Below are 26187 nucleotides of genomic sequence, written 5' to 3'. Positions count from 1 at the left end.
CTTACAGTTATGCTAAAAAAGTGGTTACCAAATTGGCTTAACGGCTTAATTGTAGGCTGCGTGTTGTTTTCTAATGTCATACTTTTTGGCTCGCTGGTATTAATGCTGGGTCTTATTAAGTTATTGCTTCCTCTACCTATTGTTAATTCTATATTGCACAGCGCTTATCGTGGTTGGTGTAACGGCAATCGTTTAGGGCTTTGGTTAGGTTGCCCTAATATTGTGGTTGATATAAGTGGCGACTTAAACTCAAAACGTTGGTATTTACTTATTTGTAATCACGCGAGTTGGTTAGATATAACCGTACTTAGCTCATTACATGCTTTGCCTGCCCCTAAGTTCTTTTTAAAAGATGAATTAAAATACGTTCCTTTTATTGGCACTGGTGCGTGGGCTATGGGTATGCCGTTTATGAAACGGGTAAGCAAAGCGCAGCTTGCTAAAAACCCTAAACTCAAAGGGCTTGATGTAGAGCGAACTAAACATAGCTGTCGTAATTTCCGTCATCATCCTACTACCATCATTAATTTTGTTGAAGGTACACGCTATACGCCAGCCAAACATAATCTGCAACAAAGTCCTTTTAAGCATTTATTAAAACCTAAAGCGGGCGGCATTGCTTTTGCGCTTGAAGTATTAGCCGATCAATTTGATGCCATGCTTAATACAAGTTTAGTATATAGCGGCAAAACAGATCATGTTTGCCGTAACTTGTTGAAAGGTGAGTTAGATTCTATTTATGTTTCAATAAACGTAATGCCCATTAATGACAATATGCAGGGCAGCTATCAAAGCGATGACGTATTTAAAGTTAATTTTCAACATTATGTGAATGAGCTATGGGTTGCCAAAGATCAGCAGCTTGCCGATATTTATGCTCAACAAGATTTACCTGAACCACAAATCAGTAAGGAAATTGAAACACTATGACCAACACCCACCTGCAGGAGTTAATTACTCCTTGGTTTGATAAAGTGCCCGATGCAGATTTCCTGAGCTCAATTACAGCTACTGCGATTGGCGTATGTTCTCTATTAGTACTGTATTTATTTACGCGTCGTTTAATGTTGCCAGGCATTCAAAAAATAGTAACTAAGCTTTCTCCCGAGCGGATTGGTGCACTTTCTCCAATGTTAACCAAGCTCAACAAACGTATTGCAGGGTTGCTTTGTTGTGTTTTATTTTTAGCGACCTTCGACAGTGTTTATCCGGTTAACGAATTGGCCGCCGAAATATTAAAAACGGTGGGGCAGGCTTTATTAATTATCTACGTCGGCTTTATTATAAGCAGCATAGTGAGTATTGCTGGCGCTATTTATAACCAACTTGAATTTGCTCGTGAAGTACCTATTCAGGGCTTAATTCAGGTTGTTAAACTAATCACCTTTATTGTGTGTGCAATTTTAATTGTGAGCATTTTTCTTGAGAAGTCACCCACTTATATTCTCTCTGGTTTTGGTGCTATTGCTGCGGTTACATTATTAGTATTTAAAGACACCATATTAGGCTTTGTAGCGAGCATTCAAATAGCTGCAAATCGTTTAGTAACGTATGGTGATTGGATCCAAGTAGAAAACTACGGCGCCGATGGCGAAGTGATTGATTTGGGTTTAAACACAGTAAAAGTACGTAACTGGGATAACACCATAACAACTATTCCAACTTATATGTTGGTGGCGGGCTCGTTTAAAAACTGGCGCGGGATGCAAGAGTCGGGCGGTAGGCGTATTAAACGTTCACTTAATATAGATATGCACAGTATTTGTTTAGTAAGTGATGAGTTTAGAAAGCAAATTGATGCGGCTATTCCGCTACATGACTATATCCGAGTAACGACACTACCTGCGCAAGTTTCTAATTTAGGGCTGTTTCGTCGCTATGCCGAAGGCTATTTAAAGCAGCACAGTAAAATTAATACGTCGCTTACGTTAATGGTACGGGAGCTGCAACCATTAAACCATGGTTTGCCTATTGAGTTTTATTGCTTTAGTGAAGATAAGCGCTGGATTTCGTACGAGCATTTACAAGCCGAAATAATGGATCATTTACTTGCGGTATTACCCGTGTTTGGGCTTAGAGCGTATCAAAGTGTAAGTGGACAATTAAGCCCACCTAACGAGCAACAAACAGATAAGCCAACATTTAGAGTGATGGCAAATAGTGTTGTAAAAGACCCACAGCAATAAATAAAGCTAAGAGCCACCAAATAGGTGGCTTTTTAAATCGCAGCCATGCAAATGTAATTATTACTAACGCAACTTGCCAAAAGTTATGCACAGCCGATGTCCAAATTGGCGAATACAATGCGGCCGCTAAAAAACCGACTACCGCGGCATTAAGCGCCGCTATTGAGCTTGCAAAACGTGGCTTACTTGCCAAATTAATCCAACTCTTCTGAAACGCCAGTATAAGTAAAAAACCAGGCATAAATATAAGCAGTGTAGCTATAAGGCCACCCACTAGAGGTTGCTCAGTAGTAAGTTGTGCGCCTAAGTAAGTAGCAATAGTAAACATAGGCCCGGGCACTGCCTGCGCGCTCGCGTAAGCACTTAAAAACTGATCACCACTCAATGCTGGTACGCCAGCTTGAAGTACCGGCAGTACTACGTGTCCGCCGCCAAACACCATTGCACCCGCTTGGTAAAAAGGGGTAAACAAAGCAAACTCATGCCCTAGTGGAATAAAGCTAACACCAAGTAAGAGCGCAAATAACCCCAGTGCAATCCAATTAATATTACTTTTTGTACTGCTAACATCTTTTGCTACTGTGCCAAGTTTTAATAAAGGCCATATAGCACCTATTGTGGCAGCGGTGATTAAAATTGCTATTTGAGTTCCCATCATTGGAAATAACACCAAAGCAAGTGTACTCATTACCGCAAGTAACTTAAGCGCAGCACTTGTACAAAAGCTTTTAGCCATACTAAGTGTTGCATCAGCGACTATAACAACGGCAAATAACTTTAGGCCTGCAATAATAGCAAAGTAAACAGCATCAAACTGATGGGCACTAACCGCAAGCAGCACCATTATTAAAAACGAAGGCAGAGTAAAGCCTAAAAAAGCAGCTATACCACCAAGTACCCCAGCCCGCTCAACACCAATCGCAAAACTAACTTGGCTAGAGCCAGGCCCTGGCAGTGCTTGGCTTAAACTAATAAGCTGCGCGTAACGGGCACTAGTTAGCCAATTTAATGTATCTACAAAGTGGCGCTTAAAGTAACCCAAATGCGCAGCTGGGCCGCCAAAGCTCATGCACCCTAGTAAAAAAAATTGTCTAAAAATAGCAATTAACATTGCGCTCATATCCTTTGTGAAATTCATTAAATTGTCACAAGGGAGTATGACATTTTTATTAAAATGGCACATTAGTTTGAGGTCTGTTTAACAATCAAGCAAGATGCGCTGCTTTTAACACTCTCTTCATAGTTTGTTCATACGTGTATTTGCATACTCCTGCTAAATTCTTATTGAATAGGTAACATCATGACTTTAACAAAATCACTTTTAAGCGCAACTGTATTAGCTGTATTGCTTTCTGGTTGTGAAATGAATAACGCAGGTAAAGGCGCAGCAATTGGCGCTGCTGCAGGTGGCGTATTAGGTAAAGCTACGAGTAACCATAAAGATAAACGCTTTTTTATTGGTGCAGCAATTGGGGCACTTGCGGGCGCAGCTGTTGGCGACTACATGGATAAACAAGAAGAAGCATTTCGTGATGAGCTAGCGGGTTCGGGCGTTGAAGTTGTGCGTGAAGGCGACAACTTACGTTTGGTTATGCCATCAAATATTACCTTTGCGACGGATCAATCGTATATTTCATCAGGTTTTAACGACACGTTAAATGCGATTGCTAACGTTATGAATAAGTACGAAAAAACCTACCTTAGTGTTGAAGGGCATACTGATAGCACAGGTAAAGATAGCTACAACATGAACTTGTCGCGCGAGCGTGCACAAAGTGTAAAAGACTACTTAGTGAATCAACAAATTATGGCTGCACGAGTTAGCACTAAAGGCTATGGCGAAACTCGTCCAATTGCGACTAATGAAAGTGCAAATGGTCGTGCTCAAAACCGCCGCGTAGAAATTCAAATCGTACCAAATACCGAAGGTTAACTGCAGTTTTATTGTGGGGTGCATACACATGTTTGCAACGAAACTGAACTTAGTTTCACTGCAAGCATGTGAACTTCACAAAATTAAGGAGTGTACCTTAGGCATTACGATTACTTCTGCAGATCATTGTTTGCTTATTTGACATAGTAAAATAAAGAATCTTGTTCTGCACCACTATATTGACTGTTAAAATATGGCCAAATATCAAACTTTATACTGTTTTGGTAAAGTGCTGCGCCGATGCTAGTGTAGTTATCACCTCGGCTAGTTGATTCTATACTTAAGCTGACAAATGAGTAATCAAGGCCAGATAAACTACAGCCAGAAGTTTCATCTTGCCATATTACAGCAGTATCAAAAGCGAGAGGAGGATGACTTAAATCTGTAACTTCGTTTGGTGATACACAATTAGCATTATCAAGCTTGCTCTTACTTAGCTTAGAAACATTCCCATATTCATCAATAAACATCATACCAGTTGTCATACTGCTTTTTATTGCATGCCAATGAGTATTTGAAATCACACCTAATTCATTAGCTGTTAGTGGCGAGGCTATTGCAATATCGTCCAATCCGTCTTTATGATGAGCTATTAAAGTCCAACCACCGCCGAGGTGGTCCATTTCACATTGAGCATAAAATGGTGTAATTCCATTATCACCATCAGGATCGATTTCATAAATACCAGATTGAGCTTGAGGGTTTTCTTGTTTTATAGTTTCACATGTCACAGCGTTACTTAATGGAGGTTCTGGTTCCGGCTGTTCTGTAGTGCTTGTAGCTACAAAGCCACCATAATACTCTAATTCACCTATTGCTCTGTAGCTGTGGCCGTGAGTAGTATTTATTTTGAGCCTAATATATCTCCCAATAGCTGGTGTTGAAAGTTCAATAATATTGTCAAGGGTTTTTGGTATATTAAAAGATTCGTGATCTAGAAAGTTTATGTTGTCATCGGAAACTTGAAGGGTAACATCTTTAACTCCCATACCTGGATCAGATGCGCCGCTATACAACATAACTCTAAATGATGTGATATAAGCGCGATTTTTAAATGCCACTTGTAACCAATGTTCCTGAACTATAGTTGAAAGCCAAATTCCGCGTTTTATTTTTGGTAAAATGGTGTCTGTATTCACTTTGATTGAGGAGTTGTAACCATCAAATGCGCCTGATGGACTATCTAGAGCATAGCTGTGGCTAGCCGAATATGAAGTTTCAGTCAAATCATTAGTACCAATTAAAGCAATATTGCCAAACTGGCCAGTAGTTTCACCTGGAATAAATTTAATTGTGCTCGATGAGTCAACTCGTAAAGATATTGTGTCTTTACCATAGTTAGTATTATCTTGCCCAAATAACTTATTTTTAAGGGTTAAAAGACTAACAACTTCAAGAAGGTGATTAGTTTCTGTGTCTTTGGATTGTTCTTCTTGTAAAAATAAATTGCCATTTCTTGTTTGAAAGCCAAACTCATTAATAGCTTCTTGTACTAAATTATATCCTAGTCCCTCATCAGTGTTTCCAGCATTTGAGTCTTTGTATATTGCAAGATAGGCTATTTCCTCTTCAAAATGTGCAGTACTTGACTCTTGCTTGTTAAGACTAACCCCGAAAGTTTGCCTAGATACACTTGAGGCTCTTAAGGCATATGCATCTGAATTATTTTGAGTTTGGCCGCTTAGGAACACTCCAGGAATATGAAAAAAACTCTCATTAAAAAAGATGTGGGAGGAATTTGTTTTCAATGAAAATTTTCCTGCCTCCCAAATACTTCCATCTTCAAGGTGATGACGCCCTTTTTCAATTACAAGAAAAGACACAAATTCTTCGCCATGAATTCCATCCAAATATGGCCATTCTTTGAATTGAACATCAAAGCTATTTGTAGTGACATTTGATATTGAAATTACACCGGGCTCTATATCATTGTAAGTCGGTACAGAAGCAAATATTAAAGGATCATTATAACCATTTATAGGGATTGTTATCCGCTCGTTCGAAATGGTCACATTTTCAATTAAAGTAAACGCTTTAGATTGTGGTAAAAATAATATTAATAATAAGGAAAATATAAATTTTAACATAAAACTTTATTTTATTTTGTAAGGTTATAATAGTATTAACCATTTTTGTTAGTAAATAAATGAAAAGTTTCAGATACTACAACTACATCCTTACTTGTTGCCACTTTTTTTTTGCAAGCGCCTAGTGATGAGTTGTCAGCTTATCTTTCAAAACTCGCCTTCTGTAGCCTGTTAATCTCGATTAAACTGCAATTCACATAATTTTTGATAAAGCGGATTACTCGCTAGCAATTGTTGGTGAGTCCCTGTTGCGATTATCTCTCCTTGTTCCATCACTACAATCATATCTGCATGTTTTACTGTGGCGAGGCGATGAGCAATGATCAAGGTGGTTCTGTTTTGCATTAAGTGCTCCAGCGCGGCTTGCACATGATGCTCACTTTGTGCATCAAGGGCGCTGGTTGCTTCATCAAGCAGTAGTATTTCAGGATCTTTTAAGATTGCTCGCGCAAGCACAATGCGTTGCTTTTGCCCGCCAGATAAACGCACTCCTTGCTCACCTAAAAAGCTTTCATAACCATTAGGTAGTTGCGCAATAAACTCATCGGCATGAGCGTGTTTGGCTGCGGCATATACTTGTTCATCGGTTGCATCTGGGTTGCCATAACGAATGTTATGCATCACATCAGAGCTAAACAATATCGGGTTTTGTGCCACCATGCCCATGCTGTTTCGTAGCATATTCAGTGATAGATCTTTTATATCAATGCCATGGAATTTTATAGCGCCAGTGGCAGGGTCGTAAAAACGTTGTAGTAATTCAAATAACGTGGTTTTACCAGCACCAGAAGGGCCTACAATCGCCACGGTTTGCCCTTGTTGAATACTGAGTGATACATTTTTAAGTGCACTAACATCAGGGCGAGACGGGTAGTTAAAGGTAACACTACTGAGCTCTATGGCGGCTAAATCAGTATTGTTGTGTAACTGGTCATCAAGATGTTGTACTGGGTTAACTATTTCGCTTTTTACCGCGAGTAATTCAAGTAGTCTTGCTGCAGCACCCGCCGCGCGTTGCAGCTCGCCATAGACCTCGGCCACCGTTGCTACCGACATTGCCACCATAATGGCATAAAACACAAATGCACCTAACTCACCACCACTCATAGTCCCTGCCAGTACATCACTACCACCGACCCACAGCATCACACTAATGGCGCTAAAGGTTAAAAATATCACCGCTGCAATTAAAAATGAACGTTGTTTAATACGGCTTTTCGCAACCTTAAAGGCTTTTTCGGTTTCAACGGCAAATGCGGCTTGCTCACGTTGTTCATGACTATAACTTTGCACTACTTTAATATTTTGAATGATCTCTCCTGCATAAGTGCTGATATCGGCAATCGCATCTTGGCTGGAGCTGGCAAGTTTGCGTACTTTACGGCCAAACACCATCATTGGCACTAACACCAGCGGCACACAGGCAACTACCACTAAAGTGAGCTTTAAATTAGTGAATAACAACATGGCTAAACCACCTACCAACATCAGTGCGCTGCGCAGTGCCATGGAAAATGACGAGCCAATGATTGACTGCAATAAAGTGGTGTCGGTTGTTAAGCGCGACATTAATTCGCCACTGCGGTTTTCTTCAAAGTAACTAGGGTGCAGCGTTACAATACGATTAAACACGGCTTTTCGAATATCGTTACTTACTCGTTCGCCAATCCACGACATTAAATAAAAACGGCTAAAAGTGCCTACTGCTAATAAGCTGATTAAACCAATAAGTACTAATACGGCCTGCTGTAATTGGGCCTTTGATCCTGCAATAAAGCCATGATCAATAACAAATTTAACACCTTGCCCTAATGACAAGTTAACGCCTGCGGTAACTAATAACGCAGCTAGGGCGGCTACTACCATCCATTTGTACGGTTTAATAAACGCAAAAACAGGTAATAAACTGCTAAACGCAGCTTTTTCGGCTATAGATGTTTCTTTTGACATAGTGGATTCTTTTTGAAGGTTAAGGTATAGATATGGCATCATCGAATTAAAAATCAATAGTATTAAATATCATCAATAAGGATTCGTTATGACTACAAATATAATAAACGGTGAATTTACAGTCACTTTAGCGCCCATTGAAGGTTATGCCAAAGGGCAGCAAGGCATTAACTTAGGACGCATGTCGATAGATAAAACATTTAAAGGTAGCTTAAATGCCACCAGCCAAGGCGAAATGCTTAGCGCCATGACGCCTACGCAAGGCAGTGCCGGTTATGTTGCCATAGAGCAAGTGTTAGGTGAGCTTGACGGCAAAAAAGGCAGTTTTGTATTACAGCATTTTGGCACTATGGATAAAGGCCAAGACAGCCTAATTTTAAATGTAATTCCCGATTCAGGCACTGGCGAACTTGAAGGCTTAAGCGGCAGTATGAAAATTCGTATAGAGCAAGGTATTCATTACTATGACTTTGAATACACTTTCGATAGTAAATAACCTCAATTCTGGATAATAAATCTATCTTGAGCAGCTATTTTCAGCGCTAACTGCGTTGAATTTACTTGCAATAGGCCCGCTATTGACGCGTAAATTCGCCTTGTTTTCACTGAAAATCTCTGGCTAGAGAAAATAAATTTAAATATCATTATGATTCAATACGTTAGTAAATCTCTTAACCAGAGTTCAGGTTAAATAAAAAAGCATAGGTAAGTACGTATGCGGATTAGCTATTGAAAACCATAAGTTATAAGGAACATAAATGGCTTTATCTGTTTGGTTGAGTTTAGCATTGGTATGCATGATGGGCGCGATGTCGCCAGGGCCAAGCCTTGCGGTGGTGTTAAAGCACACGCTTAGTGGTGGCATGAAAAACGGTATACTTGCCGTGCTCAGTCATGGTATTGGCGTTGGGCTTTATGCTGCTGCCTCATTACTTGGCTTAGGAGCATTAATGGCTCAATTTCCAACACTATACCAAATATTGGTGTATTTAGGCGCTGCGTATTTAGCCTATTTAGGTTTAAAAGTACTGCTAGCAAAACCAAGTAATAACGAGCTGCAAGTACAAAAGAGTGAAGTAAGTGCGAGTAAAGCGCTACAAGATGGATTCGCGATTGCTTTTTTAAATCCTAAACTCGCGATTTTCTTTTTAGCGTTGTTCTCACAATTTATAGATCCGCAAAACCTCACTTTAAGCATTGGTATTATTATGTGCTTAACCGTGTTTGTAATTGATACTGGTTGGTATTTATTAGTTGCAGTGCTAACTGAGGTGTCTAAAAATCGTTTTGGTTTTACTAAGCAAAACCCGTGGTTAGACAAAATACTGGGTGTTGTGTTTATTGCCCTAGCCATAAGGGTGGTAATTGGTTTGTAGTTTTATAATTGGTTGTTGCTGAATTATTTGTACAAAATAGCTACAGCCAAAGCCCTCTATGATGCATACGTATTCATCACAATTTGATTACCTTTTAGTTACACTTTGTTGGTTATGTTTTAACTGCACTGACTGACATAACGAATAACAATAACTAAAAGGTACGCACACATGAAAAAATTCAAATTAAGCGCGCTAATGCTGGCATTATTTGCTGCAAATAGCGCAATAGCGAATGAAAGCCAAACTAAGGACGAAAGTAAACCTGAAAAAGTTCAAGCAGACTTAGAAGTAATTGAAGTGAGCGGCTTTAGCCGCAGCTTAATACAGTCTTTGAATCAAAAGCGCTTTAGCGATACGGTATCGGAGCAAATATCAGCGGATGACTTAGGTGCTTTACCTGATATATCAATGGCTGATGCACTGACGCGTTTACCTGGTATATCGGCGGTAAGAACCGGCGGCCAAGCTGCACAAATTAACATCCGTGGGCTTTCGGGCGGCTTTGTTTTTTCGACATTAAATGGTCGCGAGCAAGTATCGACCAGTGGTAGTCGTAGTATTGAGTTTGACCAATACCCTTCTGAACTTATTAGTTCTGCTGCGGTATATAAATCACCCAAAGCATCCTTAATTGAAGGCGGTGTAGCGGGCACTGTTGAACTTGAAACAGCGAGCCCATTAAATAATTCACAACAGCATAAATTTGTAGCCAATGTGCGAGGCATGTATAACGACCGTGCGTCAGAGGTATTTGATGCAACGGAGTTTGGCGACCGGATTAGTTTTTCATATCAAGGTAAATACCTCGATGACACACTTGGCGTAGCACTTGGTTATGCGCGATTATTTCAGCCAAGCGTCGCAACTCAGTTTATTGGCCTTGCTTACAATGATACTAAAGATGTTGATGGGCTCGCTAACGACACTAATGGGCCAACGCAAAATCCAGCAAACGAATACATAAGTGAAGGCTTTGAACTACAGCACTCAGGTGGAGAAGAAACTCGAAATGGTTATTTAGCCGCAATAGAGTGGGCACCTGTTGATAACTTTAGACTTAAAGGGGATGCGTTTTTATCTCGATTTGATAAAAAGTCATTTGCTCGTGGTTTTAGGGTGAAGTTAGGTGGCCCTTCTGCAGCATATGCAAATCCTCAGCTTGATGGAAATACAGTTATTGGCGCTGCCGTAAATCGAACTTCACAAAGCTATACTCGCGTTGAAATAGTAAATGATGATAACCAAGACTTTGACGAAGTAGATAGCTTTGGTGTTAACGCTGATTGGCAAGTGAATGATCGTTTAAGCGTTAATGCAGACGTGTCATTATCACGCGCTAAAAGTAACTTTAGAAATGGTTTGTTATGGAGCTTAGTAGCTGAAGATGCCAACGCAGAGGCCCCTGTGTTTGATACGAACGTTGCGATTAACTATCAATTAAATGGCCTAAGTTTACCCGATGTTGGCTTTAATCAAGCCGCTGCATTTAGCGATATAAACCGCGTTATGGTTAGTAAATACGGTATTTACCCGGATCAAACCGAAGATGAAGTAACCGCATTTAGGCTCGACTTTAAATACGAATTAGAAAACGATATATTTAGCTCTGTTGAGTTTGGTGCACGCTATTCTGATAGAGAATATAGCCGTAAGCGTTCGGTATTTGAATACGGAAATGATGGCGCATTTTCATCAACACAGCCTCCAATGCGTTTAACAGACGAGATGACCTCAATTGTTGATTGGCAAGGTGAGTTTAGTTATTTTCCCTCTTATTTAGCCATTGATTTAGACAAAGCGCTAAACGCATGGTTTCCAGATGGTACACCACAACCAGTGCAAACATGGGGTAATGCAGACGGTGTTGATGACGCCCAAGGATATACTAGTAATTACTCCTGGACATTATTGCAAAGTGGTTCAGTGTTTGAAGATGTATTGGCCGCTTACGTGATGGTGAATATAAATACTGAAGTTGCTGGTTTAGCGTTGTTAGGTAACGTGGGTGTACGTCGAATTGAGACAGACCAGTCGGCAACCGTACTTGAAAACATAAATGGTGATGCCCGCTTGGGAGCACAAAATATTGTCGACGAAAACGGGATTATTAACGACCTTTATGCACCCAATGTACTAGGGACAAAGTACACCGATTATTTACCATCACTTAATTTAAACCTGCAATTGAATGACAATTCTCAATTGCGGTTTGCTGCCGCTAAAGTGATGTCGCGAGCACCAATAAACCGCCTTGCCGGTGATGCCAGTGCTAACGTAAGTGATGATGGGGTCATTAATGGTTCGAGCAATAACAACCCATTTTTAAAGCCATTTTATGCTGACCAATATGACTTATCTTACGAATATTATTTTGAAGAGAGTAACGGGTCTGTAGCCGCAGCCCTATTTTATAAAAACATAGACTCGTTTGTTGAAACCTTATCAATCGAAAACTTCGACTTTAAAGGCAATGGTTTTAACGTACCTGATTTTATTGAAGACCCAATAAGTGGTGAACAAGTTGCCACAACCAATGGGATTTACACCACCGCCGTTAACAATGGCAAGGGCGGTTATATTAGAGGGTTAGAGTTAGCTTATACCCATGTATTTACGTTTTTACCCGAGCCATTTAATGGGTTAGGGATCAACGGTAGTTACTCTTACACCGAGAGCGAAATCTCGTCTATTACCAGTTTAGGAGGCGATACCGTATCGCAATCTTTACCTGGGCTTTCAAATAATGTAGTTAACGCGACTTTGTTTTATTCAAATAACAACTTCGAAACACGTTTAAATGCACGTTATCGTGATGAATTTGTATCTGAGCAAGTCGCTATCAACGAACAAGTTGTTAATTTTGACTCTGAAACGGTGATAGATTTTCAAACGTCATACAAACTTACTGATTCCCTCACAATGCTTTTGCAAGTTAATAACCTGACAGACGAACCGACCCAAAGCTACTTTGGCACAAAGCAACGCACCGGTACGACTCAGTACTTTGGTCGTCAGCTTTATCTTGGTTTTACTTATAGTCATTAATTTAGCAAGTTGGAGCGTTTAAAAATGAAAAAAATTAAAAAATATAGTTACTTCTTAGTCGCCTTAAACTTAATGCTATTAGTTGGATGTGGCAGTGGTGATGATGTGAAATCGGGGCAAGTGTTACTCACTTGTAATGTACCTCAAGTACCAAACGAAACTGGCACACAGTGTGTCGATCCTGAGTCGATTGAATGCGCAGCGCCAACGGTTCCCGACGAAAAAAATGAAAGCTGTATTGTTGGCGCTGATCCAACGTTACCTGATCCTGTTGTATTTCCTGGCGATAATGAGGCAATTTTATTTTATAACCGCGTAACAGACGCTAACTATGAAGGTTACCGATTGCATTCGTGGAATAACGATGTGTGCGATGCTTTTGCACCGCCTTTTGATACGAGCGATTGGGAAAACGGCCATGTGCATGATGGGATAGATCCGAATTATGGTGCTTATTGGATTATAAAGCTCAAAGCCGATTACAACGAGTGCGCTAATTTTATTATTCATATAGGCACAGAAGGTGATGGTAAGGCATTTGGTGATGTTGATTTAACAATGCCATTAATGCAAGACGACGAAAAATTTCAGCGTATGAACTTTACTTTACATGGTGAGCCGTCTGTTTTTGAGTTTCCTATTTTAAATTTAGGTGAGCGTCCGGTTGCTATTGCAGGGGCTTCTGCACATTGGATAGATTTAAATACAGTATTATACAAACCGAGTAATGAACTGAGTCAAATCATTAAATTATATAGCTCTGCAAGCGCAGATTTAAAGGTTGATGAAGAGACTGGATTAAATGGTCAAAGCATTGAGTTGATACAAACCAACTTAACCGATGAGCAAGCACTAAAAGTACCGCACTTGAGTGATTGGACCGCTTATCAAGGTAACTGGGATGCAGAGGCCGCTAAGCAATTAATTAAACAACAACTGCTAGTGGCGGGTTTTGATGTTGATGGCAAACTTCTTGAAGCAAGTTACGTTCAAACAGCAAAAGCACTAGATGCGCTTTATACGCAAAATGAAAATGATGCTAACGAGGCGCTACTAGGCGTTAATTACAATAACAATGCAATTGATGTATCAGTATGGGCACCTACGGCCAATAATATGATACTTAATGTGTTTGATGCCGATAAAGCACAAGTGCATAGCAGTGCAATGCTATTTGATAGTAATACTGGCATTTGGTCTATCAGCTTAGATACTAAATACGATCGCCATTACTACCGTTTTGCGTTTGATGTATATCACCCAATCACTAAAGCGATTGAAAGTTTATGGAGTACAGACCCCTATTCACTCAATGTATCAAGCAATGGTTTGTATTCGCAGCTAATCAACCTAAATGACGATGACACCAAACCACAGGGCTGGGATGAACGCAGTATACCGACCGTTACCAATCCAGAAGATGCGATTATTTATGAAGGGCATGTACGTGACTTTAGTGTGCGCGATACCAGTGTTAGTGCACCAAATCGCGGTAAATACCTTGCATTTACAGAGCGCGAAAGCGTGCCAATGCAGCATCTTAAGCAGTTGGCTGATAAGGGTTTAACTCACTTTCATTTACTACCAGTGACAGACATTGGCACTATTGAAGAAAATGCCGCAGAGCGAGTTGAAATAACCGATACGTTAGGTAAGTTATGTGAACGTATAAATGATGAAGCAGACGCTTGTAAAACAGAAGACAAGAACAGCACTATTGTCCAGTTGCTGCAAAGTTATTTACCAGGCTCTGACGATGCCCAAGCACTTGCCAGTGCTATGCGTGACCTAGATGGTTTTAACTGGGGTTACGATCCGCATCATTTTATTGCCCCTGAAGGGTCTTATGCCTCAACGGCTGAGGGTATTGCTCGCGTAGTTGAAACGCGCGCTATGGTGCAGTCGTTACACGAAATTGGATTAAGAGTCGTGCTGGATGTTGTTTATAACCATACAACAGCATCAGGTATTTGGGATAAGTCGGTATTTGATAAATTAGTACCCGGCTATTATCACAGGTACAACGAAGTGAGTGGTGGCATTGAGCAATCAACATGTTGTGAAAACACCGCCACTGAGCATGTCATGATGGATAAGTTTGTCACTGATTCATTAGTGATTTTAGCCCGTGACTTTGGTTATGATAGTTTTCGCTTTGATGTGATGGGGCATATGCCTAAGTCATCTATTTTAGCAGCGCGTGAAGCGGTTCAAGCAATCGATGCAGATAACTATTTTTATGGCGAAGGTTGGGACTTTGGTGAAGTAGCTAATAACCGTTTATTTACGCAAGCAAAACAAGCCGATATGGCGGGTTCAGAGGTGGGTACCTTTAACGACCGTATCCGCGAGGCTATTCGAGGTGGAGCATTGTTTAGCAATAACCCAACCGATGGCAATTTAGCTGAGCAAGATACATTGCGTTTATCGCTTGCTGGGAATTTACAAAATTATATTCTAAAAGACTTTAAAGGTAATTCAGCCAAGGGCAATAGCTTTACGTGGAATACTCAGCCAACAGCATATGCACTTGACCCTGCCGATAGCATTAACTACGTCTCTAAACATGACAACGAAACGCTATGGGATCAATTACAATATAAACATGCTGCTAGTATGAATATTGAAGAGCGTGTACGTGCTCACAATATGGCGCTCGCTATGCCGCTTGTAAGCCAAGGCATACCATTTATGCAACTGGGCGCTGATTTACTGCGTTCAAAGTCAATGGATCGTGATAGTTACAATGCCGGAGATTGGTTTAATGCAGTTGATTTAACTAAGCAAAATAATAATTGGAATATTGGCTTACCTAATGCTGAGAAAAACCAAGAGAAATGGTCTGAAATAATGCCTATTTCGGGTAACCCTCAAGCTGCTGCACAACCGCAAAATATTGCTTATGCTGGTGGTGTTTTTCAAGAGTTTTTAGCTATTCGCAGTGCTAGCCCATTATTTAGATTAACCACAGAGCAAGATGTAATAGAACGTGTTGGTTTTCATAATGTGGGCAAAAACCAGCAACATGGCTTAATTGTTATGAGTATTGATGATGGCGAAGGATTAACCGACATTGATGCAAACAACGATGCGCTCGTTGTGGTTATTAATAGCACCGAGCAGTTGCTTACTCATAGCATACCAACGGCGAATGGCTTTGAGTTACACAGTATACTTAAAGATAGTGTTGATCCAATGATGGCTGCAGCTTCTTTTACTCAAGGAGATGGTGAAGGTAGCTTTAACGTACCAGCATACACAATGGCGGTATTTGTTAAGCCGCAAGACGATGGCCAAGGTGTAGGGTTAAGTGCTAATGCAACGGTAGGCGCCCCCGATGTAGTACCTTTTGCAAGTACTGCCGTTTATGTGCGCGGCTCGTTAAATGATTGGGGTACTCGTGATGTACTTGAATATGTTGGTAATGGAGAGTACCGCTTAGCTGTTACGCTTAGTGCGGGTGACTATGAATTTAAAATAGCCTCAGAAGATTGGTCTACTGTCGATTTTGGTGCGCTATCAGATGCCGATAAAGAAGTAATTGAAAGTCAAAGTGAGCCCCTAACAGCTAGTGGGTCTAACATGACTTTTACTGCCGCTATTGATGCCACTTATGTGTTTGTATTTGATGCTAGCGATAAGGAGAGCCCAACACTTAAAATTTATAACGAAGAGCCATTTGTTGGTAATGCCATTTTTGTGCGAGGTACATTAAATAATTGGGGAGTCACAGACGAACTGATTTACAAAGGAAAGGGTATTTATACTTTTACTAATACTCTCGCTGCAGGGAGTTACGAATTTAAAGTTGCCTCTGAAGACTGGAGTTCGGTTGATTATGGCTCTGCTGATAGCGATATTAGTGCAACTATAGGCAAAGCTAAACTATTAGCACTTGGTGGCGCAAATATGACTATAGATATTGCTAATGATGGCGAATATCAATTTGTATTGGATGCGAGCGATTTAAGCGCCGTTACATTAATCATTTTAAATGCGGAAATGTTTGCTGATACGCAAGTATTTATTCGAGGCAATTTAAATGAATGGAGTACGGATAACCCACTTATTTATCAGGGTAATGCTACTTATACAACGTCATTAGCTTTAGAAGCGGGTGATTATGAGTTTAAAGTGGCTTCTGAGGATTGGAGTACCGTTGATTACGGTGGTGTAGGTGAATCCCCAATTGTAAATATAGGTGAACTGACTTTACTGGAAGCGGTGGGTACTAATATAGCTTTGAGCGTTGCTGAGCAGGGTAATTATACATTTAGCGTTATTGGCCCTGATAGAAATAATATAAAGGTAATAATTAATCAACAATAGCATTTAGAGGCCGAGCATTACTATATGCTCGGCTTCTATGTTTTAAATTAGAACTGATAGCTAACCGACATCATGGCAGTTGAGATACTCGACGTATCTATAATTGGCGAGTCTTCAATATCAGAGTCTAGTTGTGTGTAGTTAATCATAGCACTCACATTCCATTTTTTATTAAGCTGGTAGCTGAGTAGCATACCGGCATTATAATTCACTGTAGAGCCTAATTCGTATGCATCAAAAGTGTTTGATTCGCCCTTTGTAACACCGTAATAATAATTTGATACTTTGCTACTGCTTAGCTCAACTCCAAATGAAGGTATTAACATAATTTGTTTAGAAAGTTTGAATGGGTAGCTATAGCGAGCTTTTAATTTTGCGCCATCGCCATGGCCCAATATATCGTGTGACGCACTGGCACTTAAACTACCATACCCTGTGGTATAACTTACTTTAGAACCTGCATAGAGAGATATTTTGCGATCGTCGAGTGCTTTAATCTCGGCGAGATCAGAATCAGACGAATCAAAAAATTGACCGGGTTCCAGTATTACTGACCAATTAAACCCCTTATTTTCAACTAATTTGTAATCGAGTGCAAAGCCTCTAAAGGTTAATTTTTCACCTTCATAGTTGATCATAGGTAAGAGCAATGTTCTATTATCTGTGCCCGCATAGGGAGATTCAGTTGAAATAAGCCCAGCACCAACCGACCACGGAGATTTATCTTGCGCTTGAGCCATTAGGCTTGATAAGGCTAATGTGCTAAGTAACAGTTGCAAACTCTTTTTCACATAAATATTCATGATTACCTTCGCTATTAATGTAGTTATAAGATTTGTTATTGGTTTGACGCAGTGAGTGTAACGGTTATAAGTATTTTGAGTTGTAAGTTAGTGTGTGAAATTTTAAATATATGTAAGCAGCTGAAGTAAAGTGTTTAGTGGTTTTTTGGATTGCAATTTTTTATATGTATTACGAAATATAAGTAACATATTTTTAGAATAACTTTATATTTTTATATTTGATGAAATTGCATTCAATTTTGTAATGGAGTACTTTGAATTTTTATGGTGATTAGAAATAATATGATTATGGCTGAAATTATTTTAAAAAGTGCATCATTCGATTTCAAAGTAAAACAATACTGGATGGTTACTGCATCACTCATTAGTTTTTTAGCATTGGTTACTATTCCACTCATCCCTTTGATTTTATTTATAGTGTGGTTGGCGGCTGGGCGAATATTAGCTGCGATGTCTGCTGAACTATTACCACAAAAGCTAGTAGTTAAACGTGGGGTATTATTTAAAGAGGAAAAGTCGATACCGCTTGAAAAAATAACTGATGTTGGGTTGAGCCAAGGCCCGTTAATGCGGCTCTTTGGGTTATATCGTTTAAGTTTTGAAACGGCAGGGCAATCAGGACACGGCGCTTTAGTATCTTTGCTCGGTGTAGTTAATGCGAGTGAGTTTAGAGAGGCGATACTTGAACAAAAAGATGTATTGGCTAATCAAGGTAAAACGTCGCAGCAGTCGACAGAGCAAAGTGAGAAAGAGCTACTAAGAGCGCTGACTTATAGTGTAAAAAATATAGAACAAATGCTACTTGTTTTACTTGATGAAAAACAACAAAAGTAATTTATCTTTAAGTATAGGTAGAGCGCTTACAAGGATATTTTTATGAATATGGATATAAAAAATATATTTAATAATTATCCTGAGATAGCAAAAAGTAAGCTTATAAAATTACGAGAGTTAATTTATACCGTAGCACAAGAGCAAAACTTAGGAGCTGTTGAAGAGTCTTTAAAGTGGGGAGAGCCAAGTTATAACGTAATAAATGGCAGCCCCATTCGCATAGGCTTTAAGGGCTCATCGTGTTATTTGTTTTTTCATTGCCAATCAAAGCTAGTCAGCACATTTAGAGAGTTGTATTCCCACAGTCTCACTTTTGAAGGTAACCGGGCAATTGTATTAAATAGTGAAAAGCCATTACCAGAACACCCAGTTAAAGAGTGTATTAAATTAGCACTGACTTATCACAAAGTTAAACGCCTACCTTTGTTAGGCGCATAATTATAAGTACTTAGTTGATGCTTAAAATACGCTACAAATTTGATTTGCATCACAGGTAATAACGCTAACGTTTTCATAACCAACACGCGTTAACGCTTCTGCTCCCAATGTTGCGCGAGCACCACTTGCACAGTGTAAGTATATTGGCCGTGCAGCATCTTTTTCTATTTCCATTAATTTCATTTCGAGTAACCCACGCGGAATGTTTATTGCTCCTATAGCGGCTTTTGTAGCGTGCTCTGCGGGTTCTCGCACATCAATAAGTAGGCCTTTATTTTGTTCGAGCTCTATTTTTGCTTGCGCTGCGTCAATACGCCGCTGGTTAGGTGTGATAACTTTTAGTAAGTCAGGAATTGAAGTAAGCATTAGTCTGTGAATCCTCTTTTGCGTAAAAAAGACATTAATGGGCACCACTTTGTGAAAGCTGACTGCACTAAGTTAATACCTATGAATAATGTTAGAAACTGGAAATTACTATGTACAAAATAGCTTAAAAGTACTGATATTGTTACTGCACTACCGCCGATTAAAAGTATCGCATCGCTTATTTTCATTATAATCTCAATTTTATATTAGTAATACCTAATGTTAATTTATATTAGAGTTATCTAATGTAAAAGTCTATACTTAAAAGCATATTTATAAATGATGTGATTAAATGAATATTGAACAACTCGCTGTGAATGCAGAACAAGCCGAACAGTTTTTAAAATTAATGGCTAATAAAAATCGTTTAATGATTTTATGCAGTTTGCTACAAGGTGAGCAAAGTGTTGGTGAATTAAATAAAAATGTGCCCTTGGCTCAATCTGCACTATCTCAACATTTAGCCAGTTTACGCAAGGCGGATATGGTTATGACCCGCCGAGATGGACACACTATTTATTACTCATTGACCGACCCAAAAGTTGAGTCGATCATTACTTTGCTATATGAGTGGTTTTGCCAAGCAGAAAACACTAAATAAAAGTAGCTATTTCATCAATAGATTTTTTATCCAGTGCATGAGCAGGTATTGTTGCATCATCACTTGGGTAACCTGCAATAAGTAGCATGTATGGGCGTTCGTTATCCCTATCGCGGCCACATATGTCGGTTAAAAAACTCATTGGCTTTGGAGTATGAGTAAGGGTTGCCAAACCACTGCGATGCAAAGCCTGAATTAAAAAGCCGGTAGCTAGACCAACCGATTCGTGTACGTAGTAATTAGTATTTTTATCATCGGTGCTTACGCCCCCCTTTTTTTGACTAAATACAGCTATAAGCCAAGGTGCATGCTCTAAATAAGGCTTATTGGCGTCGGTACCTAACGGTTTTAGCGCATCTAACCACTCTTCACCTGCTCTGCCTTCGTAAAAAGAACGCTCTAGTTTTTCGGCGGCATCCCTTATTTGTTTTTTTACATCACTGCTGTTTATAGCCACAAAATGCCAAGGCTGATGATTCGCTCCACTTGGTGCTGTGCCCGCTGCTTTTATACATGCTTCAATAATATTTTTTGGTACTGGGCGATCGCTAAAGCTGCGAATGCTATGGCGGCGTTGGCTAGTGGTTAAAAACTCGTTAGCGCGATTTAGCATTTCGTCGTGTGGGTATTCTATAAAGTCGTTTAATGGCTGGCTTTGGTGATCTTGCATGGCTTTTCGCTTCTTATATAAAGTATATGTGGTTTTTATACCGAGTGAATACAGTACAGGCAAGTGTTATGAGTTTAAATTATGTTTATTTGTTGTTACAAATTTGACCAGCAAGTAGCTTATGTTCCTATTTTTCTTGTGGTATAAAACATTATAAAAATAATTACTTATATTCAAGGAAGTAAAAATGCTATCAATAACAGGGTTATCAAAAACCTACGATAACGGCGTACATGCACTACAAGGTGTTGATTTAAATATCCCTAAAGGGATGTTTGGTTTACTGGGTCCTAATGGTGCGGGTAAATCTTCATTAATGCGAACGATCGCTACACTGCAATCAGCCGATAGTGGCAGCGTTGTATTTGATGGTATTGATGTGTTAACACACCCTAAAAGCTTGCGTGAGCGTTTAGGTTATTTACCGCAAGATTTTGGTGTTTATCAGCGTGTTAGTGCTTATGATTTACTTGATCATATGGCTATTTTAAAAGGTTTAAGTAATAAGGCTGAACGTAAAGAGGCCGTTGAAGGGTTGTTAGCGCAAACTAATTTATATGATCATCGAAAAAATGCGGTGAGTGGTTTCTCGGGCGGTATGCGCCAACGTTTTGGTATTGCACAAGCTTTATTAGGCGACCCTGATTTACTCATTGTAGATGAGCCAACAGCAGGTCTAGATCCTGAAGAGCGCAATCGCTTTCATAACTTATTGGTCGGTTTAGGCGAAAGTAAAGTGGTGATTTTATCAACGCATATAGTTGAAGATGTGTCTGAGCTTTGCCCAAATATGGCCGTGTTAGCAAGTGGCCAAATTTTACTTGAAGGCAACCCAATTGAGTTGACTGACACGCTGCAGGGAAAAATTTGGCACAAAGCAATGAGTCAAGCCGAGGCTTTGGAACTCGAACAATCATTACCGGTAATAGCGAAGCGTTTGTTTGCAGGCAAAACATTACTCAGTGTGTTTGCTGACGATGCGCCAGAAGGGTTTGAGTCTAAGCCTGCTGATTTAGAAGACGTCTATTTTTCAACATTGCACCAACACCGCAATAAAGCAGCATAAGGATACTGATTATGTTGTTTAAAATGATGCAATTTGAGCTGCGCTATTTTATGCGTCAGCCCTCTTTCTATATCACGTCACTTATTTTGTTTTTTCTTACTTTTATGGCATCGGTTTCTGACTCGGTGCAAATAGGGGGAAGCAGCAATGTAAATATAAATTCTCCTTACGCAATTTTGCAAGTTATTGCGATTATGTCGGTGTTTGCTATTTTTTTAGTGGTCAACTTTGTTGGAAGCTCAGCTATTCGTGATGACGTGAGTAAACTCAATGAATTAGTTTTGAGCAAGCCACTGAACATAGTTCAGTATAAAGCTGGGAGATTCATCGGGGCTTATTTAGTCACGCTATTAGTGTTTTCAAGCACTATGTTGGGTGTGTGGGTTGGCAGTGGTTTTGGTAGCTTAATGGGTTGGTTAGACAGTGAAATGATAGGTGAAAACCAACTAAGTTATTATTTAGTGCCTTTCTTTTATATTGCAGCTCCTTCTTTGTTTGTTGTCTCATCGCTCATTAATGCTGTGGCAATGCGCTTTCGTAGCATGGTAACGCTCTATCTAGTTGCTGTTGCCCTACTTATTAGCTATTTGGTTGGATCTAATATTTTCTCTGATATCCAATATCGTGAAATCTCAGCTTACCTGGATATGTTTGGTATGTCGGCAATGAGAATGCAGATGGAATACTGGACAATAGCAGAGCGTAATGTAATGGAAATTACGTTAACTGATCAGTTATTACATAATAGGTTAATTTGGGTCGGTGTTGCCTTACTAGCATTGGCAATTGCAGCACTCAATACATCTCATCATTTGGCTCAAAAGCAAAAAGTGAAAGGCAAGGCGAGTAAAAATAATAATACTAATTTTGCAGCTGCACTTAAGTTTAATATAACGGCAAAAGCGACGGGAAATAATGCGTGGTCGCAATTTTTAACGCGTACTGTTTTTGAAGTCAAACAAGTTATAAAAAGCTATTCGTTTGGTATTTTACTTATTTTATCTTTAGCGACATTAATTCCAGCGTTGGTAGGCTCAATGGGTCCATACGGAACTGATGTTTGGCCAGTCACATTTAGAATGGTTGAGCTTATTCAAGGTAGCTTTGGCATATTGATGATGATAGTACTTGTTTACTATTGTGGTGAACTTGTATGGCATGATCGTGAATCTAGAATGGCCGACATTATCGATGCGTACCCTGTTGCGAATTGGGTGTTCTGGGGCTCTAAATATGTAGCGCTGAGTGCTGTTTTATTATTGTTATGCGCATTTGGCTCCGTGGTGACATTGTTTTATCAAATGATGATGGGCATGGCGAACTTTGATATTGCACAATATGTAATTAGACTCGGTTATTTATTTGTACTCGGGCTTATCTTTCAAGGTGGTTTTGCCTTTTTACTACAAGTAATTAGCCCAAATAAATACGTAGGTATGGGATTATATGTGCTGTATTTTATCGCTACTTTGGTGATGAGTAACTATGGTTTTGAGCATAATATGTTTGTAATAGGTCGGACACCAGAGGCGCCTTATTCAGATATTAATGGTTATGGCCACTTTTTAACTGCGGTGCATTGGTATAATTTATACTGGCTAGGTTTTAGTATGATCATTGCTGCACTTAGCTATGCGCTTTGGCCTCGTGGAGCTGGGCAAAATTTAAAAGCACGCGTTCAGTTGTTAGGCTATCAGCTAGGCAATTCAGGTAAAGCGGTTATTGTATGTGGTGCCCTTATTTTTGGTGGTGTAGGAAGTTTTATTTACTACAACACAACGGTTCTCAATCAATTTATAACCAGTGAACAGTATGAAGACTTACTAGAGCAGTATGAGCGTGAGTTCGGTCAGTTTGTAGATGCGGCTTTACCTATTCCAACGGATGTTGTTGTTACTGCTGATATCTACCCTCAAGAACGTCGTATTACAGCTACCGTGATAATGCAGATAGAGAATAAATCGCAACAACCGATTACGCGAGTATTAGTAAATAAGCCTGATAATACTCATAAATGGAGTGTTGAGGTGGATGGCGCGCAACTTGGGGAGTTAAACGAGCAGTATCGTCATGCTTGGTTAGATTTTACTAAACCCATGCAACCAAACGAAAGCCGCGAAATTACAATGAGCGTAGAGCGTTATACCGAAGGGTTTGAAGATAGAGGAAGCGATGAGCGACTTGTGTATAACGGTACTTTTATTGACAACACGGCACTGTTCCCGAGTTTTGGTTATTCCTTTGGTAAGCAAATACAAGATAAAAGTGAGCGTCGTCAAAGGGGTTTGCCAGAGTTAAAACGCGGCAATAAAATTGAAGAAACGCAGTATCATAATCAACCTTTGTTTGCAGATAACTATGTAAGTTTTGCTGCCACAATTTCCACTGATGAGTCGCAAATTGCGATGGTTCCAGGTTACTTGCAATCACAAAGTACTAAAAATGGCCGAACCACGTTTGTATACGAAATGGATGCACCTATGTTGCACTTTTACACTTTACTCTCAATGGAGCTTGAGGTGAAAAAAGAGCAGCATCATGGCGTAAACATTGAAGTGTACCATCATAAAGATCATGCTTGGAATGTAGATGCAATGATTCAGTCGACTAAAGATTCTTTAGATTACTTCTCTAAAGAGTTTGGTCCTTATCAGCATAAGCAAATGCGTATTATTGAGTTTCCTCGCTATCGTAGTTTTGCGCAAAGTTTTGCTAATACAGTACCGTATTCTGAAAATATGGGGTTTATTACAGATACACGTGACCCAGATAATATTAATTTTCCTTACTATGTAACATCGCATGAATTGGCGCACCAGTGGTGGGCGCACCAAGTGATTGGCGCGAATGTCGAAGGCTCTAATATTTTATCTGAAATGCTATCGCAATATGCAGCTATCATGGTGATGAAAGAAAAGTATGGTGAAAACAACCTTCGTAAATTCTTAAAGTATGAACTTGATCGTTACTTATTAGGACGCACGACAGAGCTTTATGAGGAACGTACACTTGCACGCGCCGCAGGGCAGCAGTATATCCACTATAACAAAGGTGCCGTGGTAATGATGGCCATACATGATTTGTTAGGTGAGCAGCGCGTAAATGCCGCTTTGCGAGCGTTTTTGCGAGATTACCAATATGCGCAAGAGTTTTACCCAACCACGTTAGACTTTATTGCCTATCTAAAGCGAGGAGCGAGTGAGCAAGAACAAGCATTCATTGAAGATCAATTTAATGCCATTACGTTGTATGATTTAAAAATCAGTGATGTTGATGTGCAAGAGGCTGAATCTGCTGATGGGGAACATATCATTACATTGACTATTGCTGCAGCGAAAAAACATGCCGATGGCGAAGGTAGTGAAGAAGATGTACCGCTAGCGCAAATGATAGATGTTGCTTTATTTAGCGCAGATCCGAATGAGATACATAGTGAAAGTGCTGTGATCTATATGCAAAAGCACGAGATAAAAACGGGTGTAAATACCATTATACTAAAGGTAACTGAATTACCTAAATTTGCAGGTGTGGATCCTTTTATTAAGTTAATTGACAAGAAAAGTGGCGATAATATTAAAGCACTGTAGCTTTTAAGTGCAGTATAAAAAATGCCAGTTGTTTTACTGACTGGCATTTTTATAGCTATTGAAAGAGATTATTGATAGCTAACAGTAAAGTTATTTTTACTATATCTAAACTCATTTAGTAAGTAGCCCTCATCCTAAACTTTGTAGAAAATTGTATAAATTTTTGTATCAATCGCTACATTTTCCCCACACCTTCTTACTAACTTAACTTTAGTTTTTTTGTACACTGCTGTCATTAAGAGTAAACAACAAGGGATAAGAATGAAGCAGCTAATGATAAGCGTTTTAATACTAAGTCTAACCGCTTGCTCTGCGGTGACAATTCAGCCACAGCAAGCAGCCAAAATAACAAGCAAAGCGAGTTATGAAGATAGTCGACCGTTCTTTTTATGGGGATTGGTTGGAGAAGAGCGCGTTGATGTGAAAAAAGTATGTGTAGATAAATCAGTGACTCAAATGCAGTCACAACAAACGTTTAGTGATGGAGCACTTAGTTTAATTACACTTGGTATATATGCACCTCACACTATTAAAGTATGGTGCGAAGATGAAATAGTAGGAGAGGCATTATGAGTATTAAGTTACTTATAACAAGTTGTATGCTGATTATATTAACGGGATGTACGAACATTTACTTTGATAATGGTGTACAAGACAACGTGAGCAATAAAACTCAAGAGAGTTCACAATGGCATCATAATTTTGCTCTTGCATTATATGAAGGATCTAAACCGTTAGATTTAAGTACTCATTGCCCACAAGGTGAATGGCAAAGTGTCCATACGTATAAATCGTTTACTAATGGTTTGGCTGAGGTGGCTGTTAATCAAATTGCTCCGGCTTGGTACCCTAAAACAGTTGAAGTGAGTTGTACTAAGGTGCCATTCAAGTAATATTATAAACGAGAAAAGGG

Annotated in this window: 21 protein-coding genes; 14 read left to right on the top strand and 7 right to left on the bottom strand. The window is 39.5% G+C overall.

Going from position 1 to position 26187, the window contains the following annotated elements:
• Positions 1-9 precede the first annotated feature (9 nt).
• Both DO88_RS14240 and DO88_RS14245 read left to right on the top strand, forming a co-directional pair.
• Entirely contained in the window at positions 10-930 is a 921-nt protein-coding gene (locus DO88_RS14240; protein ID WP_007376436.1) for an acetyltransferase, read from the top strand.
• Entirely contained in the window at positions 927-2186 is a 1260-nt protein-coding gene (locus DO88_RS14245) for a mechanosensitive ion channel family protein (protein ID WP_007376437.1), read from the top strand. Before DO88_RS14240 ends, DO88_RS14245 begins: the two co-directional genes overlap by 4 nt.
• On the opposite strand, the gene chrA is transcribed toward DO88_RS14245, so the two are convergent.
• Positions 2143-3297 (bottom strand): chromate efflux transporter, encoded by a 1155-nt coding sequence (chrA, locus tag DO88_RS14250; protein ID WP_033038292.1) that lies wholly within the window; start codon positions 3295-3297, stop codon positions 2143-2145. The genes DO88_RS14245 and chrA overlap by 44 nt on opposite strands.
• A gap of 189 nt (positions 3298-3486) precedes the next feature.
• Between chrA and DO88_RS14255 the strand changes: the two genes are divergently transcribed.
• The gene (locus DO88_RS14255) at positions 3487-4119 is read left to right on the top strand and encodes an OmpA family protein (protein WP_033038287.1); all 633 of its coding nucleotides are present in this window, start codon (positions 3487-3489) and stop codon (positions 4117-4119) included.
• A gap of 134 nt (positions 4120-4253) precedes the next feature.
• Here DO88_RS14255 and DO88_RS14260 read toward each other — a convergent pair whose 3' ends face one another.
• Together DO88_RS14260 and DO88_RS14265 are read right to left on the bottom strand one after the other, a co-directional pair.
• Positions 4254-6206 (bottom strand): discoidin domain-containing protein, encoded by a 1953-nt coding sequence (locus DO88_RS14260; RefSeq protein WP_033038285.1) that lies wholly within the window; start codon positions 6204-6206, stop codon positions 4254-4256.
• A 171-nt stretch (positions 6207-6377) separates the two neighbouring features.
• Positions 6378-8156 (bottom strand): ABC transporter transmembrane domain-containing protein, encoded by a 1779-nt coding sequence (locus DO88_RS14265; RefSeq protein ID WP_033038283.1) that lies wholly within the window; start codon positions 8154-8156, stop codon positions 6378-6380.
• Between the two features lie 88 nt (positions 8157-8244).
• Between DO88_RS14265 and DO88_RS14270 the strand changes: the two genes are divergently transcribed.
• The 4 genes from DO88_RS14270 to DO88_RS14285 all read left to right on the top strand — a co-directional run bounded on the left by DO88_RS14270 (position 8245) and on the right by DO88_RS14285 (position 16909).
• Positions 8245-8652 (top strand): DUF3224 domain-containing protein, encoded by a 408-nt coding sequence (locus DO88_RS14270; protein WP_033038281.1) that lies wholly within the window; start codon positions 8245-8247, stop codon positions 8650-8652.
• Between the two features lie 262 nt (positions 8653-8914).
• Positions 8915-9532, top strand: coding sequence for a LysE family translocator (locus DO88_RS14275; protein WP_033038279.1), 618 nt, complete (start codon positions 8915-8917; stop codon positions 9530-9532).
• Between the two features lie 171 nt (positions 9533-9703).
• The gene (locus tag DO88_RS14280) at positions 9704-12580 is read left to right on the top strand and encodes a TonB-dependent receptor (RefSeq protein ID WP_033038276.1); all 2877 of its coding nucleotides are present in this window, start codon (positions 9704-9706) and stop codon (positions 12578-12580) included.
• A 24-nt stretch (positions 12581-12604) separates the two neighbouring features.
• A complete protein-coding gene (locus DO88_RS14285) occupies positions 12605-16909 on the top strand; it encodes an alpha-1,6-glucosidase domain-containing protein (RefSeq protein ID WP_033038274.1) in 4305 nt (1434 codons plus the stop codon).
• Positions 16910-16956: 47 nt separating this feature from the next.
• Here the strand turns inward: DO88_RS14285 and DO88_RS14290 are convergent, their stop codons facing one another.
• On the bottom strand, positions 16957-17712 hold the full coding sequence (locus DO88_RS14290; RefSeq protein ID WP_007376447.1) for a MipA/OmpV family protein: 756 nt from the start codon (positions 17710-17712) through the stop codon (positions 16957-16959).
• Positions 17713-18000: 288 nt separating this feature from the next.
• On the opposite strand from DO88_RS14290, the gene DO88_RS14295 reads away from it, so the two are divergent.
• Both DO88_RS14295 and DO88_RS14300 read left to right on the top strand, forming a co-directional pair.
• Complete coding sequence (locus DO88_RS14295) at positions 18001-18546, top strand: PH domain-containing protein (RefSeq protein WP_033016345.1); 546 nt, start codon at positions 18001-18003, stop codon at positions 18544-18546.
• 42 nt (positions 18547-18588) lie between these two features.
• A complete protein-coding gene (locus tag DO88_RS14300; RefSeq protein WP_033038273.1) occupies positions 18589-18984 on the top strand; it encodes a DUF1801 domain-containing protein in 396 nt (131 codons plus the stop codon).
• Between the two features lie 21 nt (positions 18985-19005).
• On the opposite strand, the gene DO88_RS14305 is transcribed toward DO88_RS14300, so the two are convergent.
• Both DO88_RS14305 and DO88_RS14310 read right to left on the bottom strand, forming a co-directional pair.
• Positions 19006-19350 carry a rhodanese-like domain-containing protein gene (locus DO88_RS14305; protein WP_007376450.1) on the bottom strand — a complete coding sequence of 115 codons (345 nt, stop codon included), beginning with the start codon at positions 19348-19350 and terminating at the stop codon, positions 19006-19008.
• Positions 19350-19538 carry a YgaP family membrane protein gene (locus tag DO88_RS14310; protein ID WP_033023357.1) on the bottom strand — a complete coding sequence of 63 codons (189 nt, stop codon included), beginning with the start codon at positions 19536-19538 and terminating at the stop codon, positions 19350-19352. The genes DO88_RS14305 and DO88_RS14310 overlap by 1 nt, the downstream gene beginning before the upstream one ends.
• A gap of 104 nt (positions 19539-19642) precedes the next feature.
• Here DO88_RS14310 and DO88_RS14315 point away from each other — a divergent pair, with 104 nt between their 5' ends.
• On the top strand, positions 19643-19951 hold the full coding sequence (locus tag DO88_RS14315; protein WP_033038271.1) for an ArsR/SmtB family transcription factor: 309 nt from the start codon (positions 19643-19645) through the stop codon (positions 19949-19951).
• Here the strand turns inward: DO88_RS14315 and DO88_RS14320 are convergent.
• Positions 19944-20621, bottom strand: a complete 678-nt coding sequence (locus DO88_RS14320; RefSeq protein WP_033030949.1) for a nitroreductase family protein — start codon at positions 20619-20621, stop codon at positions 19944-19946. The two genes, DO88_RS14315 and DO88_RS14320, sit on opposite strands and share 8 nt — an antisense overlap.
• 187 nt (positions 20622-20808) lie before the next feature.
• Between DO88_RS14320 and DO88_RS14325 the strand changes: the two genes are divergently transcribed.
• From DO88_RS14325 to DO88_RS14340, 4 genes are all read left to right on the top strand, one after another.
• Complete coding sequence (locus tag DO88_RS14325; RefSeq protein WP_033038269.1) at positions 20809-21687, top strand: ABC transporter ATP-binding protein; 879 nt, start codon at positions 20809-20811, stop codon at positions 21685-21687.
• 11 nt (positions 21688-21698) lie between these two features.
• The gene (locus DO88_RS14330) at positions 21699-25274 is read left to right on the top strand and encodes an ABC transporter permease/M1 family aminopeptidase (RefSeq protein WP_033038267.1); all 3576 of its coding nucleotides are present in this window, start codon (positions 21699-21701) and stop codon (positions 25272-25274) included.
• A gap of 261 nt (positions 25275-25535) precedes the next feature.
• Positions 25536-25847, top strand: coding sequence for a Bor family protein (locus DO88_RS14335; RefSeq protein ID WP_008138786.1), 312 nt, complete (start codon positions 25536-25538; stop codon positions 25845-25847).
• Positions 25844-26167 carry a Bor/Iss family lipoprotein gene (locus DO88_RS14340; protein WP_008138787.1) on the top strand — a complete coding sequence of 108 codons (324 nt, stop codon included), beginning with the start codon at positions 25844-25846 and terminating at the stop codon, positions 26165-26167. Before DO88_RS14335 ends, DO88_RS14340 begins: the two co-directional genes overlap by 4 nt.
• Positions 26168-26187 lie beyond the last annotated feature (20 nt).

Origin of the sequence: Pseudoalteromonas sp. S3431 (assembly GCF_000690035.1) — a bacterium.
Classification (GTDB): domain Bacteria; phylum Pseudomonadota; class Gammaproteobacteria; order Enterobacterales; family Alteromonadaceae; genus Pseudoalteromonas; species Pseudoalteromonas fuliginea.
Note: the sequence above shows the minus strand (reverse complement) of the source record. Positions and strands in the feature narration are given on the sequence as shown.

Bases quoted from the DNA above. Each gene is read 5' to 3' on its own strand.
- DO88_RS14310 (WP_033023357.1), bottom strand. From the start codon at position 19,538: ATGAAAATAAGCGATGCGATACTTTTAATCGGCGGTAGTGCAGTAACA.
- DO88_RS14290 (WP_007376447.1), bottom strand. From the start codon at position 17,712: ATGAATATTTATGTGAAAAAGAGTTTGCAACTGTTACTTAGCACATTA.
- DO88_RS14255 (WP_033038287.1), top strand. From the start codon at position 3,487: ATGACTTTAACAAAATCACTTTTAAGCGCAACTGTATTAGCTGTATTG.
- DO88_RS14260 (WP_033038285.1), bottom strand. From the start codon at position 6,206: ATGTTAAAATTTATATTTTCCTTATTATTAATATTATTTTTACCACAA.
- DO88_RS14265 (WP_033038283.1), bottom strand. From the start codon at position 8,156: ATGTCAAAAGAAACATCTATAGCCGAAAAAGCTGCGTTTAGCAGTTTA.
- DO88_RS14240 (WP_007376436.1), top strand. From the start codon at position 10: ATGCTAAAAAAGTGGTTACCAAATTGGCTTAACGGCTTAATTGTAGGC.
- DO88_RS14300 (WP_033038273.1), top strand. From the start codon at position 18,589: ATGAATATGGATATAAAAAATATATTTAATAATTATCCTGAGATAGCA.
- DO88_RS14275 (WP_033038279.1), top strand. From the start codon at position 8,915: ATGGCTTTATCTGTTTGGTTGAGTTTAGCATTGGTATGCATGATGGGC.
- DO88_RS14280 (WP_033038276.1), top strand. From the start codon at position 9,704: ATGAAAAAATTCAAATTAAGCGCGCTAATGCTGGCATTATTTGCTGCA.
- DO88_RS14320 (WP_033030949.1), bottom strand. From the start codon at position 20,621: ATGCAAGATCACCAAAGCCAGCCATTAAACGACTTTATAGAATACCCA.
- DO88_RS14335 (WP_008138786.1), top strand. From the start codon at position 25,536: ATGAAGCAGCTAATGATAAGCGTTTTAATACTAAGTCTAACCGCTTGC.
- DO88_RS14295 (WP_033016345.1), top strand. From the start codon at position 18,001: ATGGCTGAAATTATTTTAAAAAGTGCATCATTCGATTTCAAAGTAAAA.
- DO88_RS14315 (WP_033038271.1), top strand. From the start codon at position 19,643: ATGAATATTGAACAACTCGCTGTGAATGCAGAACAAGCCGAACAGTTT.
- DO88_RS14285 (WP_033038274.1), top strand. From the start codon at position 12,605: ATGAAAAAAATTAAAAAATATAGTTACTTCTTAGTCGCCTTAAACTTA.
- DO88_RS14330 (WP_033038267.1), top strand. From the start codon at position 21,699: ATGTTGTTTAAAATGATGCAATTTGAGCTGCGCTATTTTATGCGTCAG.
- DO88_RS14270 (WP_033038281.1), top strand. From the start codon at position 8,245: ATGACTACAAATATAATAAACGGTGAATTTACAGTCACTTTAGCGCCC.
- DO88_RS14245 (WP_007376437.1), top strand. From the start codon at position 927: ATGACCAACACCCACCTGCAGGAGTTAATTACTCCTTGGTTTGATAAA.
- DO88_RS14305 (WP_007376450.1), bottom strand. From the start codon at position 19,350: ATGCTTACTTCAATTCCTGACTTACTAAAAGTTATCACACCTAACCAG.
- DO88_RS14340 (WP_008138787.1), top strand. From the start codon at position 25,844: ATGAGTATTAAGTTACTTATAACAAGTTGTATGCTGATTATATTAACG.
- chrA (WP_033038292.1), bottom strand. From the start codon at position 3,297: ATGTTAATTGCTATTTTTAGACAATTTTTTTTACTAGGGTGCATGAGC.
- DO88_RS14325 (WP_033038269.1), top strand. From the start codon at position 20,809: ATGCTATCAATAACAGGGTTATCAAAAACCTACGATAACGGCGTACAT.